Annotated in this window: 21 protein-coding genes; 2 read left to right on the top strand and 19 right to left on the bottom strand. The window is 26.3% G+C overall.

Features of this window, described 5'->3' with window-relative positions; genetic code table 11:
* Window positions 1–156: 156 nt before the first annotated feature.
* The 17 genes from BN2920_RS09760 to BN2920_RS09690 all read right to left on the bottom strand — a co-directional run bounded on the left by BN2920_RS09760 (window position 157) and on the right by BN2920_RS09690 (window position 14,395).
* Window positions 157–453 carry a hypothetical protein gene (locus BN2920_RS09760; protein WP_058294825.1) on the bottom strand — a complete coding sequence of 99 codons (297 nt, stop codon included), beginning with the start codon at window positions 451–453 and terminating at the stop codon, window positions 157–159.
* Window positions 454–475: 22 nt separating this feature from the next.
* Complete coding sequence (locus BN2920_RS09755) at window positions 476–820, bottom strand: hypothetical protein (protein ID WP_198157490.1); 345 nt, start codon at window positions 818–820, stop codon at window positions 476–478.
* 67 nt (window positions 821–887) lie between these two features.
* Complete coding sequence (locus BN2920_RS09750; protein WP_058294824.1) at window positions 888–1,343, bottom strand: GNAT family N-acetyltransferase; 456 nt, start codon at window positions 1,341–1,343, stop codon at window positions 888–890.
* Between the two features lie 28 nt (window positions 1,344–1,371).
* Window positions 1,372–2,181, bottom strand: a complete 810-nt coding sequence (locus tag BN2920_RS09745) for a pseudouridine synthase (protein WP_058294823.1) — start codon at window positions 2,179–2,181, stop codon at window positions 1,372–1,374.
* 197 nt (window positions 2,182–2,378) lie between these two features.
* Window positions 2,379–4,037 (bottom strand): alpha-amylase, encoded by a 1,659-nt coding sequence (locus tag BN2920_RS09740; protein WP_242868355.1) that lies wholly within the window; start codon window positions 4,035–4,037, stop codon window positions 2,379–2,381.
* A gap of 464 nt (window positions 4,038–4,501) precedes the next feature.
* The gene (locus tag BN2920_RS09735) at window positions 4,502–4,726 is read right to left on the bottom strand and encodes a hypothetical protein (protein ID WP_058294822.1); all 225 of its coding nucleotides are present in this window, start codon (window positions 4,724–4,726) and stop codon (window positions 4,502–4,504) included.
* A 122-nt stretch (window positions 4,727–4,848) separates the two neighbouring features.
* Entirely contained in the window at window positions 4,849–6,201 is a 1,353-nt protein-coding gene (locus BN2920_RS09730) for an MATE family efflux transporter (RefSeq protein WP_058294821.1), read from the bottom strand.
* A gap of 258 nt (window positions 6,202–6,459) precedes the next feature.
* Entirely contained in the window at window positions 6,460–6,714 is a 255-nt protein-coding gene (locus BN2920_RS09725; RefSeq protein ID WP_058294820.1) for a hypothetical protein, read from the bottom strand.
* Window positions 6,692–6,856: a hypothetical protein gene (locus tag BN2920_RS21925; protein ID WP_207644375.1), complete on the bottom strand. Its 165-nt coding sequence runs from the start codon at window positions 6,854–6,856 to the stop codon at window positions 6,692–6,694. The genes BN2920_RS09725 and BN2920_RS21925 overlap by 23 nt, the downstream gene beginning before the upstream one ends.
* Before the next feature lie 322 nt (window positions 6,857–7,178).
* The gene (locus BN2920_RS09720) at window positions 7,179–7,379 is read right to left on the bottom strand and encodes a hypothetical protein (protein ID WP_058294819.1); all 201 of its coding nucleotides are present in this window, start codon (window positions 7,377–7,379) and stop codon (window positions 7,179–7,181) included.
* 73 nt (window positions 7,380–7,452) lie between these two features.
* A complete protein-coding gene (locus tag BN2920_RS09715) occupies window positions 7,453–7,830 on the bottom strand; it encodes a zinc-ribbon domain-containing protein (RefSeq protein WP_058294818.1) in 378 nt (125 codons plus the stop codon).
* Window positions 7,831–8,057: 227 nt separating this feature from the next.
* Window positions 8,058–8,519 (bottom strand): FecR family protein, encoded by a 462-nt coding sequence (locus BN2920_RS09710; RefSeq protein ID WP_058294817.1) that lies wholly within the window; start codon window positions 8,517–8,519, stop codon window positions 8,058–8,060.
* A 21-nt stretch (window positions 8,520–8,540) separates the two neighbouring features.
* Entirely contained in the window at window positions 8,541–9,161 is a 621-nt protein-coding gene (locus BN2920_RS09705; RefSeq protein WP_058294816.1) for an alpha/beta family hydrolase, read from the bottom strand.
* Window positions 9,162–9,590: 429 nt separating this feature from the next.
* A complete protein-coding gene (locus tag BN2920_RS09700; protein WP_058294815.1) occupies window positions 9,591–10,502 on the bottom strand; it encodes a DUF2935 domain-containing protein in 912 nt (303 codons plus the stop codon).
* Between the two features lie 218 nt (window positions 10,503–10,720).
* A complete protein-coding gene (locus BN2920_RS21395; RefSeq protein WP_125148927.1) occupies window positions 10,721–10,888 on the bottom strand; it encodes a Spo0E family sporulation regulatory protein-aspartic acid phosphatase in 168 nt (55 codons plus the stop codon).
* Window positions 10,889–11,029: 141 nt separating this feature from the next.
* Window positions 11,030–11,389: a phage holin family protein gene (locus tag BN2920_RS09695; protein WP_058294814.1), complete on the bottom strand. Its 360-nt coding sequence runs from the start codon at window positions 11,387–11,389 to the stop codon at window positions 11,030–11,032.
* A 1,449-nt stretch (window positions 11,390–12,838) separates the two neighbouring features.
* Window positions 12,839–14,395 carry an ABC-F family ATP-binding cassette domain-containing protein gene (locus tag BN2920_RS09690; RefSeq protein WP_058294813.1) on the bottom strand — a complete coding sequence of 519 codons (1,557 nt, stop codon included), beginning with the start codon at window positions 14,393–14,395 and terminating at the stop codon, window positions 12,839–12,841.
* 272 nt (window positions 14,396–14,667) lie between these two features.
* Between BN2920_RS09690 and BN2920_RS09685 the strand changes: the two genes are divergently transcribed.
* Together BN2920_RS09685 and ilvA are read left to right on the top strand one after the other, a co-directional pair.
* Window positions 14,668–15,627, top strand: coding sequence for a calcium/sodium antiporter (locus BN2920_RS09685; protein WP_058294812.1), 960 nt, complete (start codon window positions 14,668–14,670; stop codon window positions 15,625–15,627).
* A gap of 282 nt (window positions 15,628–15,909) precedes the next feature.
* Complete coding sequence (gene ilvA, locus BN2920_RS09680; protein WP_058294811.1) at window positions 15,910–17,130, top strand: threonine ammonia-lyase; 1,221 nt, start codon at window positions 15,910–15,912, stop codon at window positions 17,128–17,130.
* 141 nt (window positions 17,131–17,271) lie between these two features.
* On the opposite strand, the gene BN2920_RS09675 is transcribed toward ilvA, so the two are convergent.
* The gene (locus tag BN2920_RS09675) at window positions 17,272–17,928 is read right to left on the bottom strand and encodes an HAD family hydrolase (protein WP_058294810.1); all 657 of its coding nucleotides are present in this window, start codon (window positions 17,926–17,928) and stop codon (window positions 17,272–17,274) included.
* 109 nt (window positions 17,929–18,037) lie between these two features.
* Window positions 18,038–19,210, bottom strand: a complete 1,173-nt coding sequence (locus BN2920_RS09670; protein WP_058294809.1) for an AI-2E family transporter — start codon at window positions 19,208–19,210, stop codon at window positions 18,038–18,040.
* Between the last annotated feature and the right edge of the window lie 174 nt (window positions 19,211–19,384).

Here is a 19,384-nt window from a genome sequence, read left to right as displayed (position 1 = left end):
AGTATTTATTTCAATTTCAAAATACTTATCTATTCTTTAAATGATTTATTATATAATTCTAAAATTCATATTTAAAAAAGCAAACATTAATATTACAAGGAAAGAAATATTATTTTTCAACTATCTATATTTTATATTATCATTTATATTCTAAATTTAATTTATCCATTCTTTCCCCAAAATATCTTCTATTACAAAGGTTATTTCTGCGTGAAAAATATTTAATTCATTTAGCTCTCCACTTTGCATTTCTAAAATTTCTTCTGCAATAATAGAAACTCTTTTGGTAAATTCATCAAATTCATATTTATTTAGTGAACTTAATTTATCTAAAATAGGTTTTGGAAGATTATATTCATCATTTTCAATAGAATATATCTGTTTTTCTTTTAATGAATTAACTTCTTCCATTACTATAGTTATTATATCATTAACAGTAAATATATTTTTCATAATATCTCCTCAATAATTAAAACTATCTTACTTTAAATGGTACCTTAATTATTTGTTTATGAAATTCTTCTTCCCATGTTTTAAAATTATACAATGGTAAATTTCCCACTATCTGCAATCCTGCTGGCTCAAATGAAACATAAAGATAAATTTCATCTCCTTTATCTTTATCTCCATACCAACAGCATATGTTAGTTGGATCAAAAATAAATTCAGGTAATAATCTATATATTTTAGCAAGTTCCTCATACGTATCATCCGTAAATCTATATTCATCAACCATATATACTCTATCTATAAATAAAATTTTACCGTTTAATTTATAACTATTATCATAATAATGCCTATCTTTTTCAATTTTCCCCATACCCATATCTCCTAAATAAATAAATTCAAATTAATTATAACATAGATTATTAGCTATACTTTATATATTATAAAAACATTTCCATTCTTATATGTGGTAATCCTGTCTTTTTAGACGCGAAAATCTCTCCTTTGGATTTAAAACCAAGATTATTATAGAAATTAACAGCATATATCCTTGCATCAAGTTCTGCTTTCTTAACATTATTATCTTTTGCATATAATAAAAGTTTTTTCATAATTTCAGCACCTATATTCATTCCTCTATACTCTTTATGCACTACTACTTGTGTTATTTCTGCATTTTTTTCTTCATCTATAAACAAGCGTGCATTACCAATCACTTTATTATCTATACATGCAACAATACGAATACTTTTATCTTCAAACTCATCAAATATGCTTTCTCTTGTACGGTTAAAATTTTTATAGAATTCATCATATCTTAAATCTATACTCTGCTCATATAAATGTGATTTGTTATCAATAAAAACATATTCTATTTTATCCTGTAATCTCTCCATGAATGCTATCTCCTCCTCAGTACATATATCATAAAATACTTTTAAGATATATTATTTCATCATTTGTTATTTCTCTTAAAGATCCTTCTTTTAGATCACTTAATTTAATATTCATAATCCTTACTCTTTTTAGCTTAACTACTTTAAATCCAAAAGATGCACACATTTTTCTAATTTGTCTATTTAAACCTTGAGTTAGTATTATTTTAAAAGTTTTCTCATCTATTCCTTCTATTTTACATGGCCTCGTTTTTACTATATTTTTTCTTTCTACTTTATTAATTGAGCTAAGTAATTCTTCTTTTTCTATTATTTCACCGTTCTCATTTATCCTTCTAACACCACTTGTATCTGATATTCTTTTAATTCCTGTACTTTCCATACAAGGAATCTCAACTCCGTCTTTCATCTTTTCAATAAAGTCATCTGTAAAACTCTCATTCAACGTTACTATATATTCTTTTTCATGATTATTTTCAGAATCTAAAATTTTATTTGCAACATCCCCATCATTAGTCATAATTATAAGTCCTTCTGAATCTTTATCTAGTCTTCCAATAGGAAATATATATTGAGGATAATTTATAAAATCTACTATATTATTTTTTGTATCTTTACATGTTGTGCATATTATTCCTTTTGGTTTATTAAATGCAAGATAAATCTTCTTCTTTTCTAAAATAGGAGCATTATCTAGTAGAATTTCATCTTCTTCTCTAATCCACTGACCTTGAACACAATATTTACCATTAACTTTTATTCTTTTTTCTTCAATTAACTTATTTGTATCTTTTCGTGAACATATTCCCATATTACTAAAGAGCTTATTGATTCTCATATGTTCTATTCTCCTACACAGCCTCTATAAAATTTTGTTACTTAATTGTTATACTAAAAAAAGCACTTAAATTCAATAAATAATTATTTAAATGCTTTTAATATTATAAAAAATTATAAAATTCCTATATATTTGTGCTTATAATTTATAAATTACATATACCATCCTTTATTCCTTTATTAAATATTAATCATCAACTATTTTTTAATCCATATTGAGCAACTACCATCTTTAACTTTAAATTTTCCAATACCTTCACTATTTATTTTTATTTCTTCTTCAAAATTTTTTGTGATATCTACAAATACTTCACCTACAAATTTAGTTCCAACATACATATTTTTTTCTCCACCACATTCATCAGTTATAATAGCTGCTAACCCTGAATTTTTATGTTCCAAATCCCCTTCGCGAGTCCATCCTACTATATGATAATCATCAAAATAATCATGTTGGATTCCATAAGCGTAATTTTTTCTTACTTTTAATATTATGTCGAGTTCATCTTTAATCCCTTTATAATTATTATGAGGTATTCCATAATAATCTCCATAAAATATACAAGGATATCCTTCTTTTCTTGTTAAAATAAATGTATATGCAATTGGTTTAAACCAAGGTTCTACCCAGGATTGAAGCGATTGTCCTAATTGAGTATCATGGTTATCAACAAATGTGCATGTTCTATCTGGATTATCTTTTAAATAGCTTTTCTCAAGTAGTGTCCTCATATCAAAATATCCAAATGATTTACTTGCTTCATAAAAAGCAAAATGAAGTGGTACATCAAATAAATTCATAGAATTTCCGCTTTTCTTCATATAATATTTCAATTTTTGAGGATCATAGCTCCAATATTCTCCTACAGCAAACATATCTTTCTTTTTATATTTTCTCATTTCATCTAACCAAATTTTAAAAAAATCAAATTGTATATGTTTTACTGCATCTAATCTAAAACCATCTATATTTGTCTCATCAATAAACCACTTTCCCCATTTTATAAGTTCATTTTGTACATTTATATTATTAATATCAACATCAGCAAACATTAAATAATCATAATTTCCGTTTTCAGTATCTACATCAGTTGCCCATTCCTTATTGAAAAATTTATATATTCCATTTTCTTTAGTAAGATTATCATAATCAACGCCAGTAAAATCTTTATGATTCCACTTATAATCTGAATATTTATTATTTCTACTTAGGAAAGTAAATATTGTATGACTTTCAATTTCCTTTACTTCTCCAATTTCAATATTTCTATCATATTTTTCTACTTGAATTGCTTTAACTATTTCGGAGTCATCTGCACCTGCCTTATGATTAAAAACAACATCTGCATAAACCTCCATGTTATATTTATGCACTTCTTCTATAACCTGGATATACTCTTCTTTTGTGCCATATTTTGTTCTTATACTTCCTTTTTGATCAAATTCACCCAAATCATACAAATCATATATTCCATATCCAACATCATAAATTCCACCTACTGATTTACATGCTGGAGGCATCCATATTGTTGTAATTCCATTTTCACTTAAATCCTTAATGTCTTCTTTTATTTTTTTATACATTGTACCATCATTAGGTGAATACCATTCAAACATCTGCATCATTGTTTGATTTTTACTTACAACTCTATTTTTATCTAAATCTAAATCGTTTTTATCAGGTTCTATATTTTTTTCTATATTCTGTATGCTATCTTCATCATCTGAACATTCTATTTCTTTATTTATTAATTCTATTTCACCATCTTTTAATTCTGATTTTATTTGTCGTTTTAAGTATTGTCCAAATGCTATCATCCCAAGAATAACTACTAAAATTAAATATTCATCTCTCACTTTCAACACCTCACTAATCTAGCCTTAAAGAATGCCATATTTATATATTAATACACAATACTATACTAAAATTAATAAAAAAGTGGCTTTGCCATGCTTTATACGTAAAATATAAACCTTAACACTATAAAATAAGCAATTACAAACACTTTTTTAAATAAGAAGCCACTTTTTTACCCATGCAAAAGGTTCCAAAAGTTGCTTTTTGGTTCTTTTACGGGACTATAATTTTTTTAACGTATTGGAGTATCTAAGTTACAGAATAGCTCTATTCTTAAGGCTTTTGTTATGATAAAAATTTTATACTTTCCTATACGTTAAAAAAGCAGTTTACAATCTATAAAATTGTCAACCGCTTAATTATACCATATTTTGTATATATTTTACATGGTTAATTGTCTACTTGTAAGTATATTTCTTTTAAAAATAGTTTTATTTAATATTCTCTTTACATAAGAAATTATTTACTTCATGTCATTTATGCGACTTTTCATTTCTTTAGCTTTTTCTTTAATTATCCCTGTAAATTCTTGAGTCTTTTCTTTTACCTCAGAAGTCATTTCGCTAGTTACTGCTTTCATATCTTTCCTCATATTATATGCACTTTCTTTTATTTCATCGCCAATCTCTCTTGCATTATTCTTTATATCGCTTGTCATATTCTTCATTGAATTTTTTAAATCATTCATAATTTCCACCCTTTCTTTATTTTATTAATTTATTTTTCTTATTTAGTTTGCACCATTATCTAAATAATATTAAAAAATAGATTGTACCAAAAAAATTCTTTAATTTTGATACAATCCATTTTTTATGAAACTATTGATTTATTTTTCCATTTACCACTTTTATAGCGTACTACTGATATCGTTGATGCTATAATCCACCCTAAAGGAACCGCATACCATATTCCCTTTTCTCCTATGCTATATGCAAAAAAGTATGCGAACATTACTCTTGAACCTAAATTAGATATAGTACTTATTATAAACATTTTTATATCGCCGCTACCTCTCAACACTCCATTTGTTGTTACCATTAATCCCATAAAGAAATAGAATACTGATACAATACGCAAATACTGAGTACCTATTTTTATTACATCCTGATTAGAATCAGAATTTATAAATAGCTCAATTAGATTTTGCCCAAAGACAAATAATAATATTGTTACGCTAATACTGAAAATAGCTATCATAATTAATGCTGATCTATATCCAGATTTAACACGCTCTATTTTCTTACCTCCTATATTTTGTGCTGTAAAATTTGAAACGGCATTACTTAAATTTGACATAGGAAGTATTGTTATTGAGTCAATCTTTGTTGCTGCAGTATATCCAGCAATAGTTACTACACCATAACTATTTACTAATGCCTGTACAAGTAAATTTCCAATTGATACTATTGACTGCTGCAATGTTGAAGGTATTGATATTTTGCACATGCATTTGAAAATTTCTAAATCAAATATTTTTATCTTACGTTCATGCATATCTATTACTTGTATGCTTTTTACTCTTTTTAATATAAATGTTAATGACAGCAACGCTGATATGCTTTGTGCTATAAATGTTGCTATTGCTGCCCCCTTAACACCCATATTAAATTTTCCTACTAATAGTAAGTCTAAAAATACATTTATTATTGAAGAAAAAACCAAAAATGCAAGTGGTGTCTTGGAATCACCTAATGCATTAAAAGATGATGTTGATATGTTATATATAAATAAAAAAATAGCTCCTAAAAAATAAATATTCATATAAACACTAGCATCATTAAGAATACTATCTTTTATCTGTAGTAATCTTAAAATATTTTCATTAAATACTAATCCAAGAAACATCAATATAAGACCTAATATTCCCACTGATAATAATGCTGTATATATTGAAGATTTCATCTTAGTAATATCTTTTGCTCCAAATAATTGCGAAATAACTACCGAACATCCTATACTTGCTCCATTAGCAACTGTAATCAATACAAATGTTATTGGATATGATGCTCCAACTGCTGCTAATGCGTTAACTCCAACAAAGTTTCCTACAATAATTGAATCAACAATATTGTAAAGCTGCTGAAATATATTTCCAACTACCATCGGTAATGCAAAGTAAAAAAGAATCTTCGAAGGACTTCCATTTGTCATGTCTTTTATCATAAAAAACCTTCTTTCATTAATGGCATTGTATTTATAATGCCATAATATTTAATTTATAATATTAAACATTATTTTGATACTTATAATTAATAAAAATCTCTAAAGTAATTATTTATATCTAAGTTCTCATCATATTTTTCAATAATATAAATTTGTGAAGAATAAAAAAGTTCTATAAATTATGAGCATATTAAAACTCATAATTATAGAACTTTACAAACCATACCGGAATTTTAAGTATATTACATTTCATGATACTTATAATAAATAAGTTAAAAATAATCCATTACTATATGCTGAATTATAGTGACTTAAAATAATATTAGAATTGTTATATGAATATGTGCTTATATCATCAGAATTCATTTCAAATTTTGGATAAAGATTTTTTCCATTTTTCATTGCTTCACTTACCATATCATATGTAGAAGTAGCAAGTACAAACCAATTTCCTAAAACCTTTTTTACATTATTAATATTACTTTCTACTTCAGATTTTAATCTTTTTTTCATCTATATCAATTTTGCCAGCCGAATCTATCTGTATTCCAATAGAAGATAATGAATTATTTAAATATTTATTACTGCTAAAAGAATATGCTAAATTCTCTATTTTACTGGATTTATTAGAATTGTCTTTTAGAAATGAAACCACTTCATTATAATCATCTGCAAATTTCTTTACTGCATCTACAATTTTAGAAGAGTTTACAACCTTATCTGATATTTCTGCTTTTCCATCCCCATTTAATAAAACTTCTAAGTTATCACCAATCTTAACATTGTTACTTTGTGATGTATAAGAAACATTATTAACTTTATAGATTTATATTCCTAAATAAAAATTACTGCTACTTCAAAATTTTTACGATTCAAAAATAAACTTCAGAATAAAAATCCCAACGCATCTGAAGTTATAGACAATAAAAAATTGAGATTTATATTAATGATTATTATGGTATAAATCTCAATCTATATTATTTTTTTAACTTATTTTTTCTATTTTCACTTTCTGATGGATGTTTAAGCTCAACTTCTAATTCATTTGAAAAATCATCATTAATTCTTTCATGCTCTAAATCTTTTGGCATAGAACTAATTAAATCTGCATCAAAATTTTCTTCATGATCAATTGTAAATTTCATTTCATGAAATTTATTTTTATATTTTTCAGACATACTTATCACAACCTTATTTATCAATATAGTTCTTTTAATATTAGTATGTCGTAATAAGATTTATTTTATGTTTCTATTTAATTTTCTCGCCACAATATGGACAATAACTATATTGCCTATCCACTTCTCTTCCGCAATTTAAGCATTTACTATTATAATAAATATCATTAAAGGCGTCTTTTAAATCCCAATATGTCATTTGAACTTCTTCATTATTTTCAATAGCTCTTCCTTTTTCTTTTGAAATAGTATATATCGCATTACATCTTTCGCATTGAACATAGTATTCAACATTCCATTTAAATATTGGTATAAAGAAAAAATGAAAAAAATCAAATTTTTTAATTAATTTTGCATTTACTATCTGTTTGCATCTTTCACAGATTAAATTATTTAATATTTTTATTTCTGCACTTTTATTTTCTATCCCAAATATTCCTATAAAAAACATACATTTACCAACCTCTATTTTTTTACTTATATTAATGTTTATTATAATCCAAAATATTAATATAATAAATAAAGTTCTTGTAATTTATTCTTATCTATTTTCCCCGAATCATTTCTAGGCAATTAGTTTAAATATATTTATTTTTTATATACATCAATAGCTAAATAAAAAAATGCATCCTGCTATACTACTAACATCAAGGCATTTTTAATATTTAAAAATTATTTCTAATATTCAATTTGAGTCTTATCTATATTTTTATTATCTACAACAGAAAAATCTGGTGATAAAATTTTATATGATGTATTATTATATACATCTTCTCCCAATTCTGATTCTACTGATCCTTTAACTAAAGTAAGCTCAACTTTTGTATCATTGGCACTCATTTTATTTACTATTATTTTTGTATTTCCTCGAAGCTTTATATACTTTTTATGTGCGATTTTCAACCTAGCATATCCATTATTCTCCACTTTTAATGTATCGCCAACATATATATACATATTATTATCAGCTTTGGTTATATCTCCATCAAGGTTCTCTATAGATACATAACCATTTACTTCAACTATTTCTATATTACTAAAACCATCTTTAGTACTTATTTTATATATACATAAACCTGAAATCATACATATAGTAAAGCAAATTATTATCAAACTCATTTTATTACTAAAAAATTTCATCACTTTTTTACCCCTAAATTCTTATTTAATAGAATTAAGATAATTTCTTTCAGCTTCAATAACTTTTTTTAATACATCTATACTCTTCATTGTATCATTTTTAATATTTAGAGAATGATCAGCACCTTCTATTTCTAAAAATTTTACATTACTCATCTCTCTTAATTTATGTAAAGCATCATTATTTATCATAGGATCATTGTTTCCTGCAATAATTAACGAATTTTCCTTTATCCCCACCTTTATTGTTTCACTTACTGGAGTTAAATATATGTTAAACGTCTCATATTTAGCTAATTTTTCTTCTATGGATGTTTGTACCAAAGTTCCAATACTTTTACCTATAAATACTATTTTTCTGTATTTATCATTTAAAGCCTTCAATATAATTTCCCTAGTTTCTCTTATAACTATGCTGAATTCATCAGAGTGATTAAGTGATGTTCTTGCAACTTGAAATCCATATTCTATTGAAAGTACATCATATCTCATTTCTGAGGCTAATCTCTTAGAGTAATCCATCAGTGGTCTATCCCCTGTATATCCTATTCCTGGTAATAAAACCACTAATGTATCACTATAATTCTCTATTAAATTACAATCTAAATTTACTTTAAAATACGACAACATCTTTATATTCATATTTTCTCTCCTTCAATACCAATAGTTATTATATTTATCGCCATAAATATTCCATATTTTATATTATACACTATATTATTATATATGATATGAATATTCTCCAATATTTTGCTATCATATTTAAATTTAGTTCATATTAATCAATACCATTCATTAATTTAAGATATCATTTTCCATAAATTAGTTTTAATCAAACTTTTTACGAAATATAGCCCAACCAGTAACACTACATTTAAGGCTTGGCAATAAAAATACATATGCTTTAAATGTTTCGCTTTTCTTTAATTTACAAAATACAGCTTTCATACCACTTTTCCTTATATGTTAAAATCATTACATAATTATTTTAAATATAAATTATCTAAACATTCTTAAAAAGCTACTCAAAATAGAAATTTAATTTCTATTTTGGGTAGCTAGTACTATATATTATGCCTCATAACTTTTTAGTAATCTTATATAATGATTTGCTTCTCTTAGTACATGATCAGCAAGAAGTGGTAATATTATAGATTTTATCTCACAATCAACTATTCCCTTTGTGCCTGCCTTCTTAAAATCTCTTAATTTAATTACCTCTGTTAAAGTATCATTTGTAATACTAGACATAGTCATTTCAGTAATCTCATCTGCCTTTTTAATTAGTTCAGAAAACTCATTTGCAAATTTATTTGAAGTACTTATTAATTCAGCCTCACTAGGATCAAGCAATCCCCTGATAAATAGAGAATGTTCCATCATAATTTGATTCCAAAATAACTCGTTTTTCCTAATGTCGTCCTTATCTATATCATTATTGTTTTCAATTTGTTCTACATATAAACGATACAATTTCGCCTCTCGTATTATATGTTCAATAAGTAAAGGATAATTCACTGTGAAAAGTTTACAACACAACATATCATTTAAAATTTTTGTCTTAAACTCTATTAGTCCATCCAATAATTTTATAGCTCTGTTATTAAGACCTTTCACACAATTCATAATCTTGGTATCAGTACCTTTTGTAGGTCTGCATTCTAAGTCGTTCTCCATTAGTGTTATTTTAGAATTAATATCTATACCTGTATAGTATTTTGTTTTTGTTTCTGCATTTAAAGTATACTCGGTAAAAACTTCTCCTGAATCTATAACAGCTTGCCTAATTCTCCCGTTGCTAAGTTTAACTGTATCTAATAAAAGTTTTTCAAAATTTACTTTATAATTATCTGCTTCCTTAGAAAGCTTTGTGTTTTTAGGCGTGAATCCAGCTTCTAGAAAAAAGGAATGTTCCTTCATAATTCGCCCAAAAAATAGATGTAATTCTAAAGATAATGTAATATATTTTTCTCTGCTTAGCATAGTTTTCTCCCATATAATTTTTTAATATTATATTCTTCTTGGACTTTAATAGTTCCAAGAAGTTTTATTCTACATACAAAACAAAATAAAAATAGATTAAGCATAGTACTCAAGCTATTTTTATACAATGATTTTCCCCATTAATAGTTATTTTTACGCAAACATTTATTATGCTAATGTTGCAGATATTGTAATTAAGTAAAAGTGTTTTTACTTTATCATTCATGTTCCATCATAAAATACTCAAATTTTTTTATTGCTTCATTTAGTTTATTAGTTTCCTCTATTACTTTAGGATCTATTAAATTTGATTGTTCATGAGATATTTTTTCTAATTCTCTTCTGCATTTACATATTTCTTCAGCTATTTCTCTAAAACTTTTCATAACAATATTCCTTTCATAATTGTAGACTTTATGATTTAGTTTGCAATGAATTTTATATTTTATTCATAAAAACATTACAGTTTCTATAATTTACCTAAAATAAAAGAGCCCTATTTCTAGAGCTCTTATTAAAATAAGTTTTTACATTATTTTTTGTGGTATTACCATATCTAAAATTCCAATAACCAAAGCTGCTAATAATGCTCCGACTATAGATACTCCCATATTAGGAACAAAAAATTGTGTTAAATATATTATTACTGCTGCTATTATAAACCCCTTTATACCTTTTCCAATAGGTGATGCATCAAGTCCCATAAATCTTTCTACTATATAATCTAATGCAGTTATTACAACTGCGGCCAATAAAAATGACCATAATCCATTAATAGTAAATCCTGGTGTTAAAAATGATGTTATTCCTAAAATAATTGCAACTAATACTAGTCTAGTTATCCAACCCAAAATATTATTGTTTGAAGTTTTTCTTTTCTCTTCCATTTAATATTCCTCCTTATAAACATAATTTGCTTCGTATCTATTATGCCCATATAATTTAATAATAATTATAATTTTTTACTAAGAAAAATATTAAAATAAAAAATACTCCACAGTCCTACGTTAAACACTCAAATATCAACTTAAGTCTTCGGAACTTGTTTGTTAAAAATATGTTACTATGTGATAATAAATTTTTGTATATAATTAACATATTATGTCTATAATCTATACATACATAATATATCTAGCCCTCAGAAAAGGAGATAACTAAATTAATAGTTGTCTCCTTTTTATTAACTGAAAAATGCAATAAGAGGAAATATTATAAGTGGTATACATGACAATATGCAAAGTACTAGTAATACTATATGTATTATAATTTGAATTTTTACTAATGGAGTTTTTTCTAGATCTTTAAATTTATATTTAATTAATCTTATTAAATTATTAGGATTGGTATTATCCCAACTACTAATTCAGCCAAATCCATTATTTAATCTCCTTTATCATAAATATATTAACATTGTATACTATTGGTAATATATATCAATAATATAAATGATAAAATTATTAATATTCATATAAAAAGGAGATAGCTTTCATATATATTATTACTGCTATCTCCTTATAAGATTTCTTATCCAATTACAAACCGTATTTATTATAGTTCCTGCTAATCTAGATTTAAATTGCCATGTTCTTTATTGTTTCACGTAATCCCTTTGTACTCATGAATTCACCTCAATGCTATTATACATTCAAAACATAAGAATTTAATAGCATCCTTATTTCTAATATAATCTATTTCTTAACATTTTCTAAACAGAATAAAAGCCAGCTAAAGAAATTAATCTTTAACCGGCTTCTATTGTTTTCTAATTATTTATAGATATATTAGATTTATGTATGGTATTACTATTTATAATCATATTATACCATATTTTTTACATAATAAAATAGTTTTTTATATTATTTAATAAGCTTTTAATTATTTAATGTATATTTACCAGTAAGAAATAGCTTAGCTTCTGTATTTCTTCTTTTAACCAATACTGGTTGCGTCGTCATCCATCCTTAACATGCATAAGAAAAGCATTAGTTATTTTAACAGCATTTCTATTTCTGACTTTAATTAATTGCCATAATGTACTGGTGCTTAACGATCCTAAGCCACAATTAAATGAATGCCTAGAATACCTTTTTAAAAAAGTGTGGTGTTAAGCACAAAATTTTCATCTACTCCGCCACACTTATTCAACATTAAAATTTTAAATGATGTTCTGTTACCTAAAAAACAATATCTATTTTATTAGCTCATTCAATCATAAGTATTACTGCTGATATTTATACTCATGTGTTAAAAAAAGAAAAATCAATGGATATAATTAATGTGTTAATCAGTTTTATTTCTATCATTTTAAACACTCATATCCATTGAATTTTCTAAGGTTATACTATTTTAGTAGTCCAATCTTCACAGTTCCAAATTTCAGTAACAATGTCTCTATAGAATTCTGGTTCATGTGATACCAAAAGAATTGTTCCTTTATATTCTTTTAATGCTCTTTTTAATTCATCTTTAGCATCTACATCCAAATGATTCGTAGGCTCATCAAGGATTAATATATTTGTTTCATTATTTATTATCTTGCAAAGTCTTACTTTAGCAGCTTCTCCTCCAGATAACACTCTGATTTGAGATTCAAGTTGCTTTGTTGTAAGTCCACATTTAGCAAGTGCTGCTCTTATTTGATATTGAGTATACCCTGGGAACTCTTGCCACACTTCTTCAATACAAGTATTGCTATTATCAGCTCTATCTTCTTGTTCGAAATATCCTATGTATTGATAATCACCTAAATGAACTTCTCCACTTATTGGCTTAATTTTTCCAAGTAAACTTTTTAGTAGTGTTGACTTACCAAGGCCATTTGCTCCAACTAAAGCTACTTTTTGACCTCTTTCCATTGAAATATTTAATGGTTTTGTAAGTGGAGAATCATATCCGATAACCAAATCCTTAGTTTCAAAAATCACTTTACCTGACGCTCTTGAAGGTTTAAAGTTAAATTCTGGCTTTGGTTTTTCTGCTGAAAGTTCAATCTTTTCCATTCTATCTAATTTCTTTTGTCTTGATTTTGCCATATTAGCTGTTGCAACATTAGCTTTATTTCTAGCCACAAAATCCTCAAGTCTCGCAATTTCTTTTTGTTGTTTTTCATATGCTGCTTCTAATTTCTTTTTGTTTTCAGCATATATTCTTTGGAATTCATCGTAATCTCCAACATATCTTGTAAGCTTTTTATCTTCTACATGATATATTAAATTAACTACTGAATTTAAAAATGGAATATCATGTGATATTAGGATAAAAGCATTTTCATATGCTTGTAAATATCTCTTAAGCCATTCTATATGTTCCTCATCAAGATAGTTTGTAGGCTCATCTAAAAGTAATATATCCGGATTTTCAAGTAATAGCTTACCTAAAAGAATCTTTGTTCTTTGGCCTCCCGATAAATCATCAACATCTCTATCAAGCCCTAAATCTAAAAGTCCAAGCCCCTTAGCAACTTCTTCAACTTTAGCATCAATTACATAAAATCCATTATTATCAAGTAAATCTTGAATTACTGCAGTTCTATCAAGCATTTTATTTAATTCATCCTCACTGCAGTCTCCCATTTTTTCATATAACAAATTCATTTCAGTTTCCATATCAAATAAATACTGAAACGCACCTCTTAATGCATCTCTTATACTTTGACCTTTTGTAAGTGCTACATGCTGATCCATATAGCCAACTCTCACGTTATTTGACCATTCAACTTTCCCTTCATCTGGTTGAAGTTTTCCAGTAACTATATTCATAAATGTTGATTTACCCTCGCCATTAGCTCCAATAAGCCCAACATGTTCACCCTTTAATAGTCTAAATGATACATCTTCAAAAATAGCCCTATCACCAAATCCATGGTTCATATCCTTAACTAGTAATACGCTCATTTATTTCCTCCCAATTTATATAGTTATTTTAGTTTTTAGTTCTTATGTTACAATTTAATGTCCAAAATTTATATACAGTAAATAGTTTAAAACATGTAAACCATTTATGTCAAAAGAATTTTATATCCTTGTATGCTTTAATTATATATTAGTTCGTTATTTCTTCCATAAAATATATCGGCTTTGGTATAATATATTGAATCTTGGAGATAAATCTATATATAATTTGAAGATTTGTTTTTATATAAAATATTGAAAGTAGGTGAAAATTTTTGAATTACATATTATTAATTATAGGATTTGTATTACTTATAAAAGGTGCTGACATATTTGTAGATGGTGCTTCTTCTATAGCTAAAAAAATTGGAATCCCATCAGTAATAGTTGGTCTTACTATAGTATCTCTTGGAACAAGTGCACCAGAACTTGCTGTAAGCTTAATTTCTGCAATAAACGGCAGTAATGAGATTGCCATTGGGAATGTTCTTGGTTCAAATTTATTTAATACTCTTATGGTATTAGGTGTAACTTCTATAGTTCTTCCATTAATGATTCAAAAAGAAAAGATTAAAATTGATTTTCTTGTTAATATTGCAGTTACAATATTATTATTATTTTTAACTTTTGACAGTATTTTAGGGAAAGACAGAAATTTAATTTCTAGATTCGATGGAATAATTTTAGTTATAGTTTGTATTGCTTATATTACATACCTCGTATTTAAGTCTATTAAAACAAATGTTGAACTACCGAGTGAAGAAGATAAAAATATAAATATATTCATTAAGATATTACTTATAATATTAGGTGCCTGTGCAATAATATTAGGTGGTGATTTTGTTGTAGATAGTGCTACTAATATAACTTATAGATTTGGCATGAGCGAAAAACTTGTTGGTCTTACAATAGTAGCCATGGGAACTTCTCTTCCTGAACTTGTAACTTCAATTGTTGCAGCCTTAAAAGGTGAAAATGATATTGCTCTTGGTAATGTTCTAGGATCGAATATTTTCAATATATTACTTATAATAGGTTTTTCCTCAACAATAAGCCCTATTACAGTTGCTGCTAATTTAATGATTGATTTCCTATACTTATTAGCAATAACATTTTTTTTATTTGCATTAATATTCATAGGAAAAGGAAAAGAAAAAAAACTTACTCGATTTGAAGGATTAATTTTAGTAACTCTGTATATAGGATATATGATCTATATAATAATACGAAATTAAAAAGACTAAGTGTTTCCATATTATATACTTATAAATGGATCACTTAGTTTTTTATTATATTATCTGATTTATTTATACACATTCACAATACAATACCTTACCTTACATCAACACTCACTTCAACTATTTGACCTACTTTTCTTTTTTCTAAATAATATCAAAAATATATTTAATTTTATATTCTTTCACTTCAATAACATATATCTTGACAGAAAAACCTAAAATGATATCATTAGATTGTTAAGTTTAAAAAGCAATAATTAAATAAAGGGGTGACATATTATGATGACATTAGAAAAATTTGAACAAGCCTATGATGCCGTTCAAAAAGTAATTATAAAAACAAAGCTTGTGTATAGTGATTTTTATTCAGAATCAACTGGCAATAAGGTTTATTTAAAACCTGAGAATATGCAAAAAACAGGTGCTTATAAAATTAGAGGTGCTTACTATAAAATAAGTACTCTTACTGATGAAGAGAGAAATAGAGGATTAATTACTGCTTCTGCTGGTAATCATGCTCAAGGAGTTGCATATGCTGCAAAACTATATGGCATTAAAGCAACTATTGTTATGCCTACTACTACACCTCTTATGAAAGTTAATCGTACCAAAGCTTACGGGGCTGATGTAATTTTACATGGAGATGTATATGATGAAGCATGTGACTACGCATTAAAATTAGCTGAAGAAAACGGATATACTTTTATTCATCCATTTGATGATTTAGATGTTGCCACTGGACAAGGCTCAATAGCTATGGAAATTGTTAAAGAACTTCCAACTGTTGATGTTATATTAGTTCCAATCGGTGGAGGTGGACTTGCTACAGGAGTCTCTACATTAGCAAAATTACTTAATCCCAATATCAAAGTTATAGGAGTAGAACCTGCTGGCGCTAATTGTATGCAGGAATCTTTGAGAAAAGGTGAAGTTGTGACTTTACCTTTTGTTGATACCATAGCTGATGGCACAGCAGTAAAAACTCCTGGTTCCAAAATATTCCCTTATATTCAAGAAAATATAGACGATATAATCACAATAGAAGATCATGAATTAATTGGTGCGTTTTTAGACATGCTTGAAAATCATAAAATGCTGGCTGAAAATTCTGGTTTATTAACAGTTGCTGCTTTGAAGCATCTAGACTGTAAAAACAAAAAAGTTGTATCGATAATAAGCGGTGGTAATATGGATGTTATTACATTTGCTTCACTTGTTCAACACGGTTTAATTGAAAGAGAACGTATCTTTGCAGTTTCAGTTTTATTACCAGACAAGCCTGGCGAGCTTACAAATGTATCAAAAGTAATTGCTGAAGCGCAAGGTAATATAATTAAACTTGATCATAATCAATTTGTAAGTATAAACAGAAATAGTGCTGTTGAGCTTGATATAACAATGGAAACGTTCGGTCATGAACATAAACAAAAAATCATAAAAGCACTTAAGGCTAACGGATATTCTCCAAAGTTAATTAATCCAAAATGTGTTTATAACTAAAGCAAAAAGCTTCTAAAATAATTACATTATGTATTTATTTTAGAAGCTTTATTTTATAATATATGTATATTTTCTTTATCATACTTTTTAATTGTAAGTCTCGTAAATACTAACATATCACTTTTTATATACAAGTATATGTTATAGGGCCTCAAAGTAGTTCTTTACCTCAATTAAATCATCACATATCTTAAAAGCTAATCTTTTCATATTATCATCTGGCATTTTCATATCAGGCACATTAAATCCTTTCATATTAGCTGCATTTGCTGCTAATATTCCTGCTTCCGAATCTTCTATAACAGCGCATACTTCTGGTTCCACATCTAATACTTTAGCTGCTTTTAGAAATATCTCTGGATTCGGCTTAGAGTTTTGTACTTGATCTCCACAGATTATATAATCTACTTTATCTAATACATCTATCTCACTTAATAATTTATGTGCTCTTTCTTTTCTAGTAGAAGTAGCTACAGCTATCTTATATTTATTATCCTTTAGGTAATCTATAAGCTCATGAACCCCGCCCTTTACAATAACTCCATTTTTATCAACAGTCTCAGTTGCCAATTTAGATTTCTTTGGATATATTTCATCGAAAGGGAAATCATCCCCATATATTTCAATAAAAATAGATTTAATGCTCGGAATATTTCTTCCTAATAAAGTCAAATAAAATTCATGACTAATATCATAGTTATATTCTTTAAGTACTTTTTTATAGGACTCAAAAGATACTCTTTCTGTGTCCACAAGAACACCATCCATATCAAAAATTACCGCTTCAATTTTCTTCATTTTTATTCTCCTCATCACTTTTAGTACATAATATTAATTTTATCATATAAAATAAAAAATAGGGCCAATATATAATGAATATTAATTATATATTGATCCCATTAATTTGTTATTTCAAATAATCTTCAGTCTTATAATTCATATTTTTCTTTTTTAATTTTCCTTCTATAATCTCTTTAACAATTGCATAAATAACAGCAAATAATGGCACCCCAATAACCATACCTATAAGTCCTAAAAATTTTCCTGCCACAAGTATTGAGAATAAAATCCAAAACGCTGAAATTCCTATGGAATCTCCTAATATTTTAGGACCGATTATATTACCATCTAATTGTTGAATAATAAATATTATAACCAAGAACCAAAGTGCCTTAACAGGCGAAATAAATAAAATTATTATAAATGACGGAACAGCTCCTATAAAAGGTCCAAAAAAAGGAATTATATTAGTTATTCCAACAATTACAGATACTAGAATCGCATATGGCATTTTACATAAAGCTAAGATAAAAAACGTCAATACCCCTATAATAGCAGAATCTACTATCTTCCCGATTAAAAACTTTCCAAAAATAGAATTACTCATATAAGATACTTCTAATATTTTTTCTGAAGCCGATTTAGGAAATATTGCATATGTTATCTTTTTTATTAAAGCACAAAATTTTTCTTTATCTATTAGTAAATAGATTGATACTATTATTCCGAGTATTATATTCCATATACTAGATGCCACCGTTGTTAGCATCCCACCTAATAAAGGTAAAAAGTTTGTTGCAACTTTTATTATATAATTTACTAAGTCATTAAAATTTTCATTTATTATCCTTAAATATTGTTGATCAATATTTAGCTTTGCTAATGTACCATCAATAAATTTATTAGTTTCATTTATATATGATGGAATATCATTTATTAGTCCTGATATACTATCAACAACTTGAGGCAATACAAATTTAATAAACAAGAACACAACTACTAATGCAGTAGCGTATGTAAATAATATACCAAAACTTCTTTTTGTTTTCTGCTTCAACTTAAGCTTTTTTATATTGCTATTTTCAAATATTTTTTTTTCATAAAACTTTAATATGAAATTTAATAAATATGCCATAGAAAAACCTATTATAAAAGGTTGTAATATGCCTATAGCTCCATGAATTTTACTTAACACAGCTCCTAATTGGGATATGCCTAGATAAAAAATAATTATAGAACATGCAACTATAAATACATATGTTGCTATTGTTGTATATTTAGTATTCCAATCTATTTTCATATTTTTCTCCTTTAGTGCATTGAATTTTTGCATAGTCTATATAGATTATACACCAATATATAATAAACTTATATTAATATTTTATTAACTTATAGATTTCTCCCTCTTAATATTCCTTTATAAAAAATATTTCAAAATCAAAAAATTGTATCAGAACTTTAATAGAAATTCTGA

The organism is Clostridium neonatale, assembly GCF_001458595.1.
GTDB lineage: Bacteria > Bacillota > Clostridia > Clostridiales > Clostridiaceae > Clostridium > Clostridium neonatale.
Note: the sequence above shows the minus strand (reverse complement) of the source record. Positions and strands in the feature narration are given on the sequence as shown.

What these genes read in the sequence shown, in the direction of transcription:
- BN2920_RS09725 (WP_058294820.1), bottom strand. Translation starts at nt 6,714, where the DNA reads ATGAAAAAAAGATTAAAATCTGAAGTAGAAAGTAATATTAATAATGTA.
- BN2920_RS09695 (WP_058294814.1), bottom strand. Translation starts at nt 11,389, where the DNA reads ATGGAAGAGAAAAGAAAAACTTCAAACAATAATATTTTGGGTTGGATA.
- BN2920_RS09760 (WP_058294825.1), bottom strand. Translation starts at nt 453, where the DNA reads ATGAAAAATATATTTACTGTTAATGATATAATAACTATAGTAATGGAA.
- BN2920_RS09710 (WP_058294817.1), bottom strand. Translation starts at nt 8,519, where the DNA reads ATGAAATTTTTTAGTAATAAAATGAGTTTGATAATAATTTGCTTTACT.
- BN2920_RS09755 (WP_198157490.1), bottom strand. Translation starts at nt 820, where the DNA reads ATGGGGAAAATTGAAAAAGATAGGCATTATTATGATAATAGTTATAAA.
- BN2920_RS09700 (WP_058294815.1), bottom strand. Translation starts at nt 10,502, where the DNA reads ATGCTAAGCAGAGAAAAATATATTACATTATCTTTAGAATTACATCTA.
- BN2920_RS09670 (WP_058294809.1), bottom strand. Translation starts at nt 19,210, where the DNA reads ATGAAAATAGATTGGAATACTAAATATACAACAATAGCAACATATGTA.
- BN2920_RS09730 (WP_058294821.1), bottom strand. Translation starts at nt 6,201, where the DNA reads ATGATAAAAGACATGACAAATGGAAGTCCTTCGAAGATTCTTTTTTAC.
- BN2920_RS09735 (WP_058294822.1), bottom strand. Translation starts at nt 4,726, where the DNA reads ATGAATGATTTAAAAAATTCAATGAAGAATATGACAAGCGATATAAAG.
- BN2920_RS09745 (WP_058294823.1), bottom strand. Translation starts at nt 2,181, where the DNA reads ATGAGAATCAATAAGCTCTTTAGTAATATGGGAATATGTTCACGAAAA.
- BN2920_RS09690 (WP_058294813.1), bottom strand. Translation starts at nt 14,395, where the DNA reads ATGAGCGTATTACTAGTTAAGGATATGAACCATGGATTTGGTGATAGG.
- BN2920_RS09720 (WP_058294819.1), bottom strand. Translation starts at nt 7,379, where the DNA reads ATGTCTGAAAAATATAAAAATAAATTTCATGAAATGAAATTTACAATT.
- BN2920_RS09750 (WP_058294824.1), bottom strand. Translation starts at nt 1,343, where the DNA reads ATGGAGAGATTACAGGATAAAATAGAATATGTTTTTATTGATAACAAA.
- BN2920_RS09715 (WP_058294818.1), bottom strand. Translation starts at nt 7,830, where the DNA reads ATGTTTTTTATAGGAATATTTGGGATAGAAAATAAAAGTGCAGAAATA.
- ilvA (WP_058294811.1), top strand. Translation starts at nt 15,910, where the DNA reads ATGATGACATTAGAAAAATTTGAACAAGCCTATGATGCCGTTCAAAAA.
- BN2920_RS09705 (WP_058294816.1), bottom strand. Translation starts at nt 9,161, where the DNA reads ATGAATATAAAGATGTTGTCGTATTTTAAAGTAAATTTAGATTGTAAT.
- BN2920_RS09675 (WP_058294810.1), bottom strand. Translation starts at nt 17,928, where the DNA reads ATGAAGAAAATTGAAGCGGTAATTTTTGATATGGATGGTGTTCTTGTG.
- BN2920_RS21395 (WP_125148927.1), bottom strand. Translation starts at nt 10,888, where the DNA reads ATGAAAAGTTTTAGAGAAATAGCTGAAGAAATATGTAAATGCAGAAGA.